This window comes from Ensifer adhaerens (genome assembly GCF_001270265.1).
In the GTDB taxonomy this organism is placed as follows: Bacteria; Pseudomonadota; Alphaproteobacteria; order Rhizobiales; family Rhizobiaceae; genus Ensifer; species Ensifer adhaerens_B.
In genome coordinates this window covers 673110-686642 of record NZ_LGAP01000001.1, presented here as the reverse complement: position 1 = coordinate 686642, position 13533 = coordinate 673110, and the positions used below count along the sequence as shown (strand labels likewise).

Genomic DNA, 13533 nt, shown 5'->3' with positions numbered 1-13533 from the left:
TGAGGCGGCCATGCCTGAGAATCGCTACGACCTTCGCCAAGAATCAGACGGCACGTGGACGGTGTTCGACATCTTCACCGGCATGCCCGCGCTCGTGAATGAAGTCGAGCAGGTGGGCCTGGAGCTCGAGCAAGCAGATGATCTCGTCGACCTTCTGAACCTCCTGTACATCAGGCGGCGGTCTGGGTCGGTGCACTAGCGTGCTGCGCGCGCTTCCCGCTAGAAATCGAAGTAGACTGTGACGCCAGATCGACGGTGGTAACGGTACTGGTCACGGTAGCCATAGTACCCACGGTCACGGTATCCATTATAGTAGCCGTAATGGCGCGGATAGCACCTGCCGTAGTAGCCGCATGAACGCCAGGCGTGTCGCCTATCCCAGCGGCGATCCCACCTGCGATCCGCGCGCCATTGGCGATGACGCCAGTGGTTGACCTGTTCGACAGTGCCGGTCTGCACTTGTTCGGGTTTTGGCACGAAAATCGGAGCGGCGCTTAGCGGCAAGGCGAAAGACGCAGCTAAGCCAATCGCTGCGAGGGCGGATAAGAGCTTTTTCATCGCAAACTCCTCCTAACTAGCTATCACATTGAGCCTGTCAGCCTGAACCGCCGATGAACGGAAGCGCGCCGCTTGTAAGGCTGCACGTGTCGAAAACCCCTCGCGCGCGATGAGCGAGAGTTGGCGGCGCCCACTCAATATTGAATGGCCAATGGACTCCGGCAGTTTACTTTGCGACGGCTTGACGACATCCTGGAAATAAAGGGCCGCCAGTTGGTGAGACCGCTCCCTGCGGTGGCGGGTAGCAACGTGCAGCGGCGCCTGTGAACGCATCCACCCAGCAGGCACGGCGATTCAAACGCCTCAGCGCCTCAGTCCCGCGAGCGGGCCGATACGGCAACCCAAACGCATCGCGCCGCTCACCTTCAGATCCCCTCACCGCCATCCGACATGGCAACCGCTCCGCGGTGCCTGCTTCGCATCTTCAGCGGACTCGTTCCATATTCGCGGTTATAGGCGCGGGAAAAAGCCGACAAGCTGTCGAAGCCGCAGCGAAGGGCAATCTCGCGGATCGGGCTGCCCGAATCGCGCACCAGCCGATGGGCGGCTTGGAGGCGCAGGCGAAGGTAATAGGCGCCGGGGCTGGTCGACAGGCCTTTCGCGAATAGAACCTCCAGCTTGCGCTGCGACACAGACAGCCGGCGCGCAAGCGCAGACACCGTCAGTGGCCGTTCGAGCGTTCGCTCCATCAGGCGGATTGCCTCAGCCAGGCCGGGATCACGGGTCTCGATCCTCCCGAGGGACACGACGGGCTGGACGTCCGTTGCGCTGTGGGTCTGGTCATAGACGAAGATGCTGGCCACATCGAGCGCCAGCGCCGAGCCAAGGCGTTGGGTAATCAGGTGCAGCATCATGTCGAAGGTCGGCGATGCGCCGCCCGAGGTCCAGAACTTTCCATCGGTGACGAAACGGTCTCCCAGCACGGTGAGTGCCGGGAACGCCTGACTGAAATCCTCCAGCTCTTCCCAATGGGCGGTGGCCTTGCGGCCGTTGAGCAGACCGCTGCGACCGAGCAGCCAGCAACCCGATTCGATGCCAGCAACGACGTCAAAATGGCGGGCGCTTTCTTGAAGCGTGGCAATGAACTTGCGTCCGACATGCCTGTCGAGATTGAAGCCGCCGATCGCCAGCAGGACATCGCCTTCAAGTGGCAGTGTGAACATGCCGTCGACCGCGATCGGAATGCCGCATGTCAGGGTGATTGGCTCACCGTCCGCCGACAGCAGCTGCCAGCGAAAGACCTCGCGGCCCGAGACGCGATTGGCAGCGCGCATCGGATCGAGCACCGATGCGAGCGACATGATCGACGACTCTGGCAGGACGACGACCACGACATCGATCACAGATTGTATTTTCTCAGCGGCGGACATGCGAGAAATGTCAAATTTCCGGCGTGAAATGTCAATTGGTTAGGCCGCATTCAGGCATTATCAGGTGGCAATCGATCTCCCTTCGCGCGGCGCTGCAGCCCCGCGCAGAGACGTTCCCCTTTCCGCGAGATTGCCGGAACGGGCCGGCCGGATCCAGTTCCGCCGGCCCGTTTTTTTATCCCACCGCCCATGCCCACCGAACGAACAGTGATGCGCCGATGCCGATAAAGATGGCAGAGAAGCACGGACAGGCAAATCGCCGCCCGTTTGACGCAACTCTCAACCTGTCCGTGCAATCGAGATATCAATGGCGAACGAAGCCGGTGGCGGGGCATAGGTGATCACGCGGTTACGGCCGGCATCCTTGGCCTGGTAGAGCGCGGCATCTGCCATGCTGAAGAGCTCCTCCCAGCTGTGTTCCGCTCCCCGACCGACGACAACCCCGATGCTGACGCTGAGGGCAACGCGCTGGCCGTCGAAACGGACATCCAATTGTTCGGTGGCAAGGCGGAGCCGTTCGACAATCGCCCGCGCCTGCGCCTCGTTCGTTTTCGGAAGATAGAGCCCGAACTCCTCGCCGCCGAGCCTGGCGAAGCAATCGGTCGCGCGCAGGTTCGCGCGCACCAGTTCGGCAAAAGCGATCAGCACCTGGTCACCCGCCTGGTGGCCAAAACGGTCATTGACGCGCTTGAAGAAATCCAAATCCATGACCGCAAGGGCGTCGCCCTTCCAATCGAAACGCGGTAGTTGCGACAGGAACCAGCGGCGATTACCGATCCCCGTCAGCATGTCGGTGTCGGCGGTCCGACGCAATGCGGCCTCTGCTCGCTCCTTGACCAACACGAGCGCGAACAGCGCAATCGCGAAGTGACTGATGATCAGGAGGAAGAAGGCGTAGGTCGTCGTGATCGGCAGTGCGTCCGGCTTGAGCAGTCCAACCACCACTGCAAGGCACAGACCGGCGCCAACTGCCAGCGAAGCCGCGAAGATTGCCCGCACCGGCAGCGGCTCGTCTTTCCGATCCGAGACGACTGCCAAGGCGGAAGCGGCGAGGTACAGGAAGGCGCCGGTATTGAATACGCTTGCGCGCACGTAGTTGACGACGTGGAAATGCGTGATCAGGCCGGCGATCGCACCGATCAAGGGAATGGCGAGCGCCAGCCAATCGGCCCGACGGAGCCTTTGACCGCTGAGCCGGCGCAAACCGATCCAGAACAGGGCGTAGCCGCTAAGGCCGAGCGTGAAGCTCGAGAGCGTCCATAAAAAAGCCGGCAGCAGCTTCTGTTCGCCATAACCTGCCAGCGTTGAAGCCAGAGCAAGAAAGAGAAAACCAATCGCCAGGATGCCAAGCCCCTCGTTCCGGGGCGATTGCCACCGGAGGTAAAGAAAGCACAGGGCGCCGACCAGAAACGACGACTTGTGAAGCAGCAGTACAGTTGCGAGGTCAAGTTGGGCAGTCATCGGTCCGGCTCGGCGTGGTTGTTTGTCGCCGCGCCTCTATCGCATGGAGTTTAGCGATTACTAAATGGAAATGAGAAACCGGCTGCAAAGCCCGAAATTCCGGCATGTCGATCATCCCTGCACCCTGCCATCGCATGACTTTTGGCCCCTCGTTTCGGTCGAGGCGAAATTTCATGTTGCAGGGCGTGGGTGAAGCGTGTATCTCCGGCGCCGTTGGCACGGAGTGTAGCGCAGTCTGGTAGCGCATCTGGTTTGGGACCAGAGGGTCGGGAGTTCGAATCTCTCCACTCCGACCAACGAAATCCCCAAAAGTATTAGATTATTAGCTGCGCACAATGTTGCTGACCACGAATCTGTGGGAGCAGTGCGAGCCTATTATGCCCGTCGAGACGAAGGTCATGCGACACGCCGGTGCCGTCGGCCCCTCATGGCAAAGCGATCGCTCGACCATTGCCGACAAAATGCGGACGAAAGCCAGATTTATCCATCTGAAAGTCATTCCGTTTTAAATCATTCTGCGCTATGGGAAGACGCATGCTGGGGCCGAAAAGTGCTCCACCAGGAAAATCACGGAGCCGTTCGAGACCATGTCCGCAAAGATCTATCGTCCAGCAAAGACCGCCATGCAGTCTGGCAAAGCCAAGACGAATCTGTGGCTGCTGGAGTTCGATCAGGAAAAGCCGCGCACCATCGATCCGATCATGGGCTACACCAGCTCCGGCGATACGCTGCAGCAGCTGCGATTGACTTTCGAAAGCGCCGAACAGGCGATCGCCTATGCCGAGCGCAACGGCATCGAATACCGTGTGATCGCTCCGAAAGAGGCGACGCGCAAGGCTGTGTCCTACCCGGACAACTTCCGTTTTAGCCGGATGCAGCCCTGGACCCATTGAGGTCCTCGAGCCGTTTTCGACGGGCCCTGCCCGGAACGGCCCCTTAGCTCAGTTGGATAGAGCACCTGCCTTCTAAGCAGGTTGTCGCAGGTTCGAATCCTGCAGGGGTCGCCATCTACCTTCTGGAAATCACACCTATTTTCCAGAATCGGCGCGGCGAGCGAAGTACCCAAAACCGGAACGTTTTGGCACCCCGAATCCCGGAAAAATCCCGTAGAGTGTTCCCATTATGTTTTGCGGATGCCAGTTGCCGAAACGCAATCAGGTCAAGAGCGCTTAGTCACCTCGGCGCATGCTGTCGGCATAGAGGCGGTCCCAAACCAGCTGGGCGTCGACCACAATGCACATGTGAACGAGGCGACCCTACATCACCTCGCACCGGCTCTCGGCTGGCGCTGAGCCGCAACTGCTCGTACCCTCATACTGAACGATCGGGCGCTCAGGGAACTGGTGCCGGGTGCGTGATCCCCTGGTAGTAATCACCTTCACCGCCACCCATGTACTCGTTGGTGTAGCGTTCGCGTTCGTCACCCAAAGTCCGCGCCGGCGGACGATAGAAACCGTAAGCACCGTACATCGGCACCGGCTCCAGGTACACACTGCCCGTCGGCATGGGATCGACATAGACGCCGCCGGGTGCCGGCTCGTAATAGTAGTTATCGGCAAAAGCCGGTGCCGTGGTCCCGGCAACGGTGACGACAAATGCGACCCATGACATCTTCGTGGAAATTCTCATGGCGTTGCTCCTATCTCCGGTCGGGATTCAGCCCCGCCTAACGAGATACCCGGCAGCCTCTGCCTGCGGGCTTACGCTGCCTGGCAAGAATAACGCTTGATCGCTGCAACCGTTCCACCAATCAGTCGGTTTCAATGTGGCAAATTTGATGTTCTTTTGTCTTGTACCTGTGATGCATGGCTGCCTCATGTATTACGAACGGATATGGCGGCAAACCGATCTGACTGCACTACATTGGCTACTGTTCGTCTGGGTCGGCCTCGCGCGCATCCTCGCACTCGCAATATGGGTCGTTCCTTCTGTCGGCTTTACATTTAGAACCGCAATCGGACCTAGAAGCCGGAGCTTCCTGACTATTCTCAACAGCCGTAGAGAGGCACTCGGATTGCGGTCCACCTCGCATCGCACTCGCAAGCTATGCCCATGTACTCGATGAGGAAGTGGCGGACGCATTGGAAAAGGTCGCAAAGTCCCGGAAAAAGTCCCGTACCACCGGTACGGATGTCGCTTAACGGCTTACAAAATAATCATGAAATCGGAAAACGCATCCATACCTTCTAAGCGGGTTGTCGCAGGTTCGAATCCTGCAGGGCTCGCCATCACTTCTCCTTGTTCGGGTTCTACGGGGCTGACGAACCTATCCTCGATAGATCCCGGGCTCTACTGGATATCGAACCTCTGAAGTGAACTGCGGCGGGTATCTGCTTATATGGCGACACAATTGATTTATCTGCTTCGCCATGGCGAGACGATGTGGAACACCTTGGGTCGATTCCAAGGTCAATTGGATTCCCCGCTTACGGCGCGCGGTATTGAACAGGCGGATTGCGCCGCTGAACTCCTTCAGAAAGAGATTTCAGGCAGCCAGCAATCATTCCAAATGGACGTCAGCCCCTTGGGCCGAACTCGACAGACAGCTGATCGCCTGATGCGAGTGTTGCCCTTGGTCGCTCGTGACGACGCCCGATTGATGGAGGTTTCTGTCGGTTCTTGGGATGGTATGACGAAGTTCGAGATCGACAATGAGTTTCCGACAATGCTGGATGGCTCGGACGCTTTTGATTGGTATTTTAAGTCTCCGGACGGAGAGAGTTTTGATGCTGCCTGTGGCCGTGCAAAGGACTGGCTCGCAGATACGCTTTCACCAAGCATTGCGATTTCTCACGGGCTGTTTGGTAGATTGGTACGCGGCGTGTATTCCGGCCTTTCGAAGCGGGAAATGTTGGAGCTGCCCGTTCCTCAGGACGCGTTCTATCGCCTTTGCGACGGTGAATTCAGTCTTGTAAGCGGTTCGGCACCCATGTTCGCGTAGCCGGAGAGCGCCTAACGCCGGGAAACGACGCTGACGTCGAACACCTCAATTCTGTTGCAATTGGTCGCATACATCGGGGGGCGTATCCATTGAACCGCTCTCCCGGAAAGGAACTTTCATGACCTCGAGATTGCGCGTGGGCGTGCTCTTTGGCGGGCAATCCGCCGAGCATGACGTTTCCATTCTTTCCGCACGCAATGTCCTGAAAGCGATCGATTCGGCCAAATACGAGATCGTGCCGATCCTCATCGATCGTACCGGACAATGGTTGTTGATCGAGATGACGGCTGGCAGCCTGCCTGCTGACATCACCTATGCCGGCACGAAAGTCTGCCTGGTGCCCGGCGGCCGCGGTCGCCTGATCGCCTTCGACGAAGCTGCCGGCGCGATGATGCACCCACCGGCGATCGACATTCTGTTTCCCGTTCTGCATGGGTTGCATGGCGAGGACGGATCGATCCAGGGGCTCGCTCAGGTCTGCAATATCCCGCTGGTCGGCTGCGGCATCCTCGGCTCCGCCACGGCCATCGACAAGGAAATGGCCAAACGCCTGTTGCGCGAGGCAGGTTTGCCGGTTGCCCGCTCCGTCACCGCAAGGCCCGATCAGCGTCCGGACTTCGAGAGTGTAAGGGCCGCATTGGGGCAGCCGGTCTTCGTCAAACCTGCACGACAGGGTTCGTCGGTCGGCGTCAGCAAGGCGCGAACTGCCGAAGAGTTCAACGCAGCGCTCGACGAAGGCTTCAAGTTCGACACGAAGGTTCTCATCGAGGAATTCGTCCAGGCACGGGAAATTGAGTGCGCCGTGCTCGAAAGATCAGACGGAAGCCTGATGGTTTCCGTCCCGGGCGAGATCGCGACCAGTGCCAGCCACGGTTTTTATACCTATGAGGCTAAGTACCTTGATGAAGATGGCGCCGCCATCAGCATTCCGGCAGTTCTGCCAGACGAGGTAACGCAACGCTTGCAGGACATGGCCGGACAAGCGTTCATCGCGCTCGGCTGCGAAGGCTTGGCACGCGTCGACTTTTTCGTCCGGCCGGACTTGAGCGTTGTGATCAACGAGGTCAACACCATGCCCGGCTTTACCGATATCAGCATGTACCCGAAGGCCATGGCCGCGAGCGGCGTGCGCTACACTGAGCTTGTCGGCCTGTTGATCGAGCATGGATTGGCAAGAGCCGCGCTGGCTCGCTGATCATTTTCCCAAGTCCGCACTGCCTTGGTGGAGCGCGTCGCGCCGCGCGCGTTCCGACTGCGCGACGACTTACGAAACTGCTACTTCCCGTGGCAATAAAATTCGGCTAGGAGGGTTGCGCAGCAAATTGCGCTGTCTTTTCCTGGAGTTCTGCTTTGCCTTTGTAATCCCCGGTCTCGCTTGTTTCACCACGTACGCCCGATAGCGATCGCCGCTGTCGGATCGCAACTCAATGCGTTCGTCGAGGTGACGGTTCGAGACCGGAATGGCATTGCCGACCTGTCGCCGCATGATTCTTTATGCGGGTCGAACCATCACCAAAAACGCTGCCAGACCGCGTCCCCTGAACGGGTGCTCAAACCGTCGTCTTGATGGACTTCCCATCGGAAGAACCAGACGACATGTCTCACACATTCCTGGTCCAGTGGACCATCAAACCCAGGATCGCGCCGCGCCCGTGGCTCGCCTGCAACCGCTGCCGAACAGTGCGTCCGTTTGAGCCGAGCGGCAAAACGCGGCTCAATGCCAATGGTCGGCGGCTGGATGCCTGGTTGATCTATCGCTGCAGCGACTGCGACAGCACCTGGAATCGCCCCATCTTCGAGCGCCGCCACATCCGCGATATCGATCCGGCCACGCTGCACGCATTGCAGAACAACGACGGAGCCTGGATCGAAAAGGTTTCTTTCGATCTCGACGGACTGCGCCAGAATGCAGGGCGAATCGAAGAATTTGCCGAGGTTCATGTAGAGAAAACGATACTGAACCCTGCCGCCGAGTCATCCCTACGCGTGGAGATCGTTCTCGGCCTGGCGATGAAAACATCGCTGAGAGCGGAAAGGCTGCTATCCATGGAACTCGGCCTGTCACGCAGGCGTATCGCCATGCTTGAAGAAGAAGGCCGCATCACCACGACCCCGTTGGGCAAGAATACGCTGCGACGGTCAGTGAAGGATCAGATGCGTATCACCATCGATCTTGCAGGCGAAGCCGATCGCAATGCGATCCTCAGCCGCGCCGGGCCTTAGCCGAAGACTGGCCGGAGCCCGGCCTCGATCCAAGCGTGAATAACGCGGACAATGACAGCGAAAGAGGGCTCCGATGCCATCGGAGCCCTCCTGAAACAGATGGTCTTCAGAACTTCACGCCGATACCGACGGTGAATTGATGCTGGTCGACATCGACGTTGATGCCGCCAATGTCCTTGTCGCCATAGTCGTTGTAGCGGTATTCGGCTCGGCCAAACAGGCTGTCGGTGAAGGCGTAGTCGACGCCGGCACCGATCGTCCAGCCATTGAAGGTTTCCTTTTCCTTGGAAGCCCCCGGCACGTCGACGAATCCGCGTGTAATTGCCCAACCGCCGGTCGCATAGATAAGTGCCTTGTCATTGACGACATGGCCGAGACGACCGCGGACGGAACCGGACACATCGGTTCCGACTTCCGGAGAAGCGCCGAAGATATCGAAGGTCTTGTCGTTCCAGTTATAAGTCACATCGCCTTCGATGCCGTAGACCCAATCGCCCTGCTGATAGTTGAAGCCGGCAAAGGCACCGAGAAGGCCACCATTGAAGTCCTCAGAAGCATTTGCACCCGGCGTACTGAAATCACCGTTGAGCCAGCCACCACCGCCTTGCAGACCGACATAGCCGCCCGTCCAGACAAAGGTGGGTGCGGCTTCCACCAGGGGCGCAGGCTCGAGATTTTCGGTCAGATCGGCGGCCCATGCCACAGGCGCCAAGGCCGCTGTAGCAAAAATTGCAACAAGCACATGCCTGATCATCACAGATGCCTCCTGTTGGTCCGACAGCAAGATTACCAACTTATGTAGGGCGCGTCTGCCGAAAAGGCTCGCTTCGGGGCGAGAACAATAAACTTCTCTTTTAAATCATATGGTTAGATATTTCCAATTGGCCAATTCTAAAGCTGTGCGCTGCTGGATCAATTGCCGCCGATACGAGCGCCTTCCAGCCGGTCGCCGGGCTTGATGCCCAGGCGCTTGACGGTGCCGGCATTGAGCTCCAGCACAAAGGCCACCGGTTCGCCCGAATCGATGATCGCCTCCGAGAACGGAACTGCATCCTGATGGATGGTGCGAACGATGCCGCGTTTGTCGACGAACAGCATATCGAGCGCCAGATGGGTGTTCTTCATCCACATCATGACCCGGCGCGTTTCGCCGAAATCGAACAGCATCCCGTGGTCAGGCGCCATTGAGCGGCGAAACATCAGCCCCTGCTCGCGCTGATCGGCATCGATGGCGAGCTCGACCGTCAGCTCGAGGATCTTATTGTCGGCTGTCACCAGCCGCATCCGGTCAGTCGTGAACTCTACGTCCGCAAAGGCGACGACTGCAAACAACAGCAGCGACAAAAAAAGCGCCATGGCGGCGCTTCTTGCAGAAAGGGATCGAGCCATCGACATCAGTGCGAACGGCTCGTCGGCGTTGGGCCGTCGGGATGGATCTCGGCCGCCATCAGGCCCTTTTCACCATCGCCGAAGCGCACGAGAACTACCTGGCCGGGGCGAAGTTCGGTCAGTCCGAAACGGCGCAGCGTTTCCATGTGCACGAAAATATCTTCCGTGCCCTCGCCGCGCGTCAGGAAACCGAAGCCCTTGGTCCGGTTGAACCACTTGACGAGAACACGCTCGAGACCGCTCGTCGGCGTGACCTGCACATGGGTTCTGATCGGCGGCAGTTGCGAGGGATGGATAGCTGTCGACTGATCCATCGAGAGAATGCGGAAGGCCTGGTAGCCACGATCGCGTTTCTGGATGAGAGCGACGACCCGGGCCCCTTCGAGCACCGTCTGATAACCGTCGCGCCGTAGGCAGGTCACGTGCACCAGTACGTCCTGCATGCCGTTATCGGGCACGATGAAGCCAAATCCCTTGGCGACATCGAACCACTTGATCACGCCGGTGATTTCGACGAGGTCGAGGGCGTCGCTGCCAAAGTCGTCATCATGCATGACGTCTTTTGAAGATGTCCTATCCGCCATTCTCTCCCAGCCCCTCGTTTACGCGCGACTACCGACTACGGTTAACTGATTCTTATTGACTAGAATAACATCGTCCCGCCGCTGATGCGCAAGACCCTCGGCGTATTTTGGCCCGGGTCGAATGTAGGGACGCAGCCTTGCCTCTGGCTTGCTGGCAGATAAGTATACGCCATCTTCTTCGAAACAGGGACATTGCAATGCGTTATCTGCACACGATGGTTCGCGTCAAAAATCTGGACGTGGCCTTGAAGTTCTACTGCACGATTTTCGGCCTTAGCGAGATCCGTCGCTACGAGAACGAAAAGGGCCGTTTCACACTTGTCTTCCTGGCCGCCCCCGGCGATCTTGACCGGGCAAAGGGCGAACTCTCGCCGTGCCTCGAACTCACCTACAATTGGGACAGCGAAGATTATACAGGCGGCCGGAACTTTGGTCACCTGGCCTATGAGGTGGACGACATTTATGGCTTCTGCCAGCATCTGATGGACAATGGCGTGACCATCAACCGTCCGCCGCGCGATGGGCACATGGCCTTCGTGCGCTCGCCCGACGGCATTTCGATCGAGATCCTGCAGAAGGGCGAAAATCGACCTGCGCAAGAGCCCTGGGCCTCCATGGGCAACACCGGCGCCTGGTAAGCCTCGCGCAATTCTGACGGCCGATGATCGACGTCTACAGCCGGTTATCCCGGCTTGGCAAAGTCGAGTCGCGGATCCGTTGAAATAATGAATGATCCGGGGCCCGGCACCGACACCGGGCCTTCGCATGCTGGTTGTATGTGGGCTCAAGGTTAGCGCCAGTTTACAAATCACGTATCGTTCAGTAACTTCCGCGCGAAACGTTGATACGGGGTCCTATCCGCTCGTGGCGACGCCCCCTAACTGTATTTGGCCTAATCCTTCCCGCGGCGATCCGTTTGGCCCGTCGCGCGAATTTCGTGTTTGTTTGTTCTGAGCGATGTTTCGGAACTGAGACTTAATGCATGGAAAGGCGACGATCTCGCCAATCATGCACGGAGAGCGGGGATAGGACGTTGCAACATCGGGAAACAAAGGGCGCGCTGCTGGGAACCATCAGCCGCGCAGCCGCGATATCCGTTTCACTGCTCGCCTTGAGCGGCTGCATGTCTGCGGTCGCCGACAACGAGGCGGCGACCGCGCTGAAAGTCGAGGAAACGCAGGAATCGCTACAGGTCGCCGATTCGACCCAGGCCGGCGCGACTGTTCGCGACGCCCAGGTGTCGGCGGTCGGCAGCAACCCGCAGGCAGCCCAGGGCAATGGCGCCCTCGTGCCGGGGCAAGACCCAGCGCAACAGGGTGGATCGCTGACGATGCAGAGCACCGGCCTGCGTGCAGCCTCCTCCAGCATCTATGGCCAGGCTCCGGCGGGCGGCCAGGCGGCAGCGACGGGCGCACAGCCGCAGACGACGGGCTCCATCCCCGCCACGGGCGCTGCCCAGCCGAGCATGAACGCAACGACGAACAGTCTTTTCAGCGGTGCCCAAGGCCAGGGGCAAACTCAGCCTCAACCCCAACCGATCATCCAGCCGCGGCAGGGTGCCTCGAACGACACCTCCGGCGCGCCGTCGGATACGGCTGTGATGGCCTATGCCTCTCCGGACGGAACCACCCTTCCCGCCTCTGTGCCGCTGCCCTTGAGTGCGCAGGCTGCCCTCGGCGGAAAGACGTCGCGTGTGCTGCAACCCGTGCAGGCCGCCGAGCAGGCGCAGCCAACGACAGAAGTTGCCCAGACGATGACGGTCGCGCCGGACGGCAAGACCAGCGAGAACGATTCCAAGGAAGAGCCCAAGACCTGGACCCTTGCAAGCCTTTTTGCCGGCAAGCGCAAGGAGAAGCAGGTAACGGCGCGCACAGCGCAGCCCGCTGAAAAAAAGACCATCACCACCAGCAATGCCAGCCAGCCGCAAATGGCTTCGCTCGCCTACAATGGCCTGCCCGGCGTCAAGATGAGCCCGCTGTTCAGCGTCGCACATGAAGACCATGCAGCAGATGAAGAGGACGCGCCCGTTCAGCTCGCCTCACTTTCCGGCCTTGCCCGGCTGGCGCCAAGCGGCCTCATCCTGCAGACCGAAAAGGTCGAGGCCGGCTGCTTCAAGCCGGAACTGATGCAGATGCTGAAGCAGGTGGAGACGCATTACGGCCGCCAAGTCATGGTGACTTCAGGCCTGCGCCCGATCAAGGTCAACCGCGCGAAGCAATCCCTCCATACGCGCTGCGAAGCGGCCGACATCCAGGTCCAGGGCGTCAGCAAGTGGGAATTGGCGGATTTCCTGCGCAGCATTCCCGGGCGCGGCGGCGTCGGCACCTACTGCCACACGGAATCGGTTCATATCGACATCGGCGCCCAGCGCGACTGGAACTGGCGTTGCCGCCGCAGCAAGGGCTGAACGCAAGCCCTTGTTTCCACGGGTTAATCCACAGAATCCGCCCCCTTCCCCCTGCCTGTGCATTTTTTACAGAAAAATGAAAATTGACGCTTGCGGTAATCAAATCGCCTGACTATAAGACGCCCACACAGCAAGTGCGCCCTTCGTCTATCGGTTAGGACACCAGATTTTCATTCTGGGAAGAGGGGTTCGACTCCCCTAGGGCGTGCCACTGTGACCCTCCCCTCACACGTGATTTCCCTGTTCGTGATCGGCAGTTTTGCGTCGAGAATCCGACGCGCGCTCGACCATGTGCCGCTCTCCGGGACGACCGAGTGGCCGCAGATTTTTCCGGTTCTTTTCACAGGAAAAGCGCTCGAATTCTCAGATTAGCGCTTGCAGTCTGCAAAGGCGCTGACTATAAGGCGCCCACACAGCAAGTGCGCCCTTCGTCTATCGGTTAGGACACCAGATTTTCATTCTGGGAAGAGGGGTTCGACTCCCCTAGGGCGTGCCACTGTGATCCTCTCCCCAGCACATTCGCCACTGATTTAACGCCGATTGCGTGGTCCATGCTCCCCTCTGTGTCTGCCACGGGCGCGGTGTTTTTAACCCGTGATT

At 59.2% G+C, this 13533-nt stretch carries 14 protein-coding genes, 4 tRNA genes and 1 pseudogene; 12 read left to right on the top strand and 7 right to left on the bottom strand.

Annotated features, from left to right (window positions below; all coding sequences use genetic code 11):
* Window positions 1-10 precede the first annotated feature (10 nt).
* The gene (locus AC244_RS03320; RefSeq protein ID WP_053247360.1) at window positions 11-199 is read left to right on the top strand and encodes a hypothetical protein; all 189 of its coding nucleotides are present in this window, start codon (window positions 11-13) and stop codon (window positions 197-199) included.
* A 20-nt stretch (window positions 200-219) separates the two neighbouring features.
* On the opposite strand, the gene AC244_RS37900 is transcribed toward AC244_RS03320, so the two are convergent.
* The 3 genes from AC244_RS37900 to AC244_RS03310 form a co-directional block, all read right to left on the bottom strand.
* Window positions 220-558, bottom strand: coding sequence for a hypothetical protein (locus AC244_RS37900; RefSeq protein ID WP_082366715.1), 339 nt, complete (start codon window positions 556-558; stop codon window positions 220-222).
* Window positions 559-923: 365 nt separating this feature from the next.
* Window positions 924-1928, bottom strand: a complete 1005-nt coding sequence (locus AC244_RS03315; protein ID WP_053247359.1) for a GlxA family transcriptional regulator — start codon at window positions 1926-1928, stop codon at window positions 924-926.
* A gap of 279 nt (window positions 1929-2207) precedes the next feature.
* Window positions 2208-3389, bottom strand: a complete 1182-nt coding sequence (locus tag AC244_RS03310; RefSeq protein ID WP_053247358.1) for a GGDEF domain-containing protein — start codon at window positions 3387-3389, stop codon at window positions 2208-2210.
* 219 nt (window positions 3390-3608) lie between these two features.
* Between AC244_RS03310 and AC244_RS03305 the strand changes: the two genes are divergently transcribed.
* The 4 genes and pseudogenes from AC244_RS03305 to AC244_RS34960 all read left to right on the top strand — a co-directional run.
* A tRNA-Pro gene (locus tag AC244_RS03305) sits at window positions 3609-3685 on the top strand.
* A 291-nt stretch (window positions 3686-3976) separates the two neighbouring features.
* On the top strand, window positions 3977-4282 hold the full coding sequence (locus AC244_RS03300) for an ETC complex I subunit (RefSeq protein WP_053247357.1): 306 nt from the start codon (window positions 3977-3979) through the stop codon (window positions 4280-4282).
* Between the two features lie 37 nt (window positions 4283-4319).
* Window positions 4320-4396 (top strand) — tRNA-Arg (locus AC244_RS03295).
* Between the two features lie 195 nt (window positions 4397-4591).
* A pseudogene (locus tag AC244_RS34960) lies at window positions 4592-4681 on the top strand (flavin-dependent oxidoreductase); the annotation flags it as partial.
* Between the two features lie 40 nt (window positions 4682-4721).
* Here AC244_RS34960 and AC244_RS03290 read toward each other — a convergent pair.
* The gene (locus AC244_RS03290) at window positions 4722-5018 is read right to left on the bottom strand and encodes a hypothetical protein (RefSeq protein ID WP_053247356.1); all 297 of its coding nucleotides are present in this window, start codon (window positions 5016-5018) and stop codon (window positions 4722-4724) included.
* A gap of 721 nt (window positions 5019-5739) precedes the next feature.
* Here AC244_RS03290 and AC244_RS03285 point away from each other — a divergent pair.
* From AC244_RS03285 to AC244_RS03275, 3 genes are all read left to right on the top strand, one after another.
* Window positions 5740-6330 carry a histidine phosphatase family protein gene (locus tag AC244_RS03285; RefSeq protein WP_053247662.1) on the top strand — a complete coding sequence of 197 codons (591 nt, stop codon included), beginning with the start codon at window positions 5740-5742 and terminating at the stop codon, window positions 6328-6330.
* A 118-nt stretch (window positions 6331-6448) separates the two neighbouring features.
* Complete coding sequence (locus AC244_RS03280) at window positions 6449-7525, top strand: D-alanine--D-alanine ligase family protein (RefSeq protein WP_053247355.1); 1077 nt, start codon at window positions 6449-6451, stop codon at window positions 7523-7525.
* A gap of 371 nt (window positions 7526-7896) precedes the next feature.
* Window positions 7897-8553 (top strand): DUF1062 domain-containing protein, encoded by a 657-nt coding sequence (locus tag AC244_RS03275; protein ID WP_234716836.1) that lies wholly within the window; start codon window positions 7897-7899, stop codon window positions 8551-8553.
* 106 nt (window positions 8554-8659) lie between these two features.
* Here AC244_RS03275 and AC244_RS03270 read toward each other — a convergent pair whose 3' ends face one another.
* The 3 genes from AC244_RS03270 to AC244_RS03260 form a co-directional block, all read right to left on the bottom strand.
* Window positions 8660-9307: an outer membrane protein gene (locus tag AC244_RS03270; RefSeq protein WP_053247353.1), complete on the bottom strand. Its 648-nt coding sequence runs from the start codon at window positions 9305-9307 to the stop codon at window positions 8660-8662.
* 158 nt (window positions 9308-9465) lie between these two features.
* Window positions 9466-9948 (bottom strand): DUF192 domain-containing protein, encoded by a 483-nt coding sequence (locus AC244_RS03265; protein WP_053247352.1) that lies wholly within the window; start codon window positions 9946-9948, stop codon window positions 9466-9468.
* A complete protein-coding gene (locus AC244_RS03260; RefSeq protein WP_025426885.1) occupies window positions 9948-10526 on the bottom strand; it encodes a cold-shock protein in 579 nt (192 codons plus the stop codon). The genes AC244_RS03265 and AC244_RS03260 overlap by 1 nt, the downstream gene beginning before the upstream one ends.
* 197 nt (window positions 10527-10723) lie before the next feature.
* Between AC244_RS03260 and AC244_RS03255 the strand changes: the two genes are divergently transcribed.
* The 4 genes from AC244_RS03255 (at window position 10724) to AC244_RS03240 (ending at window position 13429) form a co-directional block, all read left to right on the top strand.
* Window positions 10724-11164: a VOC family protein gene (locus AC244_RS03255; protein WP_053247351.1), complete on the top strand. Its 441-nt coding sequence runs from the start codon at window positions 10724-10726 to the stop codon at window positions 11162-11164.
* A gap of 395 nt (window positions 11165-11559) precedes the next feature.
* Window positions 11560-12933: a YcbK family protein gene (locus AC244_RS03250; protein WP_053247350.1), complete on the top strand. Its 1374-nt coding sequence runs from the start codon at window positions 11560-11562 to the stop codon at window positions 12931-12933.
* 136 nt (window positions 12934-13069) lie between these two features.
* Window positions 13070-13144, top strand: a tRNA-Glu gene (locus AC244_RS03245).
* 210 nt (window positions 13145-13354) lie between these two features.
* A tRNA-Glu gene (locus tag AC244_RS03240) sits at window positions 13355-13429 on the top strand.
* The last annotated feature ends 104 nt before the right edge of the window (window positions 13430-13533 follow it).

Bases quoted from the DNA above. Each gene is read 5' to 3' on its own strand.
- AC244_RS03320 (WP_053247360.1), top strand. From the start codon at position 11: ATGCCTGAGAATCGCTACGACCTTCGCCAAGAATCAGACGGCACGTGG.
- AC244_RS37900 (WP_082366715.1), bottom strand. From the start codon at position 558: ATGAAAAAGCTCTTATCCGCCCTCGCAGCGATTGGCTTAGCTGCGTCT.
- AC244_RS03315 (WP_053247359.1), bottom strand. From the start codon at position 1,928: ATGTCCGCCGCTGAGAAAATACAATCTGTGATCGATGTCGTGGTCGTC.
- AC244_RS03310 (WP_053247358.1), bottom strand. From the start codon at position 3,389: ATGACTGCCCAACTTGACCTCGCAACTGTACTGCTGCTTCACAAGTCG.
- AC244_RS03300 (WP_053247357.1), top strand. From the start codon at position 3,977: ATGTCCGCAAAGATCTATCGTCCAGCAAAGACCGCCATGCAGTCTGGC.
- AC244_RS03290 (WP_053247356.1), bottom strand. From the start codon at position 5,018: ATGAGAATTTCCACGAAGATGTCATGGGTCGCATTTGTCGTCACCGTT.
- AC244_RS03280 (WP_053247355.1), top strand. From the start codon at position 6,449: ATGACCTCGAGATTGCGCGTGGGCGTGCTCTTTGGCGGGCAATCCGCC.
- AC244_RS03275 (WP_234716836.1), top strand. From the start codon at position 7,897: ATGGACTTCCCATCGGAAGAACCAGACGACATGTCTCACACATTCCTG.
- AC244_RS03270 (WP_053247353.1), bottom strand. From the start codon at position 9,307: ATGATCAGGCATGTGCTTGTTGCAATTTTTGCTACAGCGGCCTTGGCG.
- AC244_RS03265 (WP_053247352.1), bottom strand. From the start codon at position 9,948: ATGTCGATGGCTCGATCCCTTTCTGCAAGAAGCGCCGCCATGGCGCTT.
- AC244_RS03260 (WP_025426885.1), bottom strand. From the start codon at position 10,526: ATGGCGGATAGGACATCTTCAAAAGACGTCATGCATGATGACGACTTT.
- AC244_RS03255 (WP_053247351.1), top strand. From the start codon at position 10,724: ATGCGTTATCTGCACACGATGGTTCGCGTCAAAAATCTGGACGTGGCC.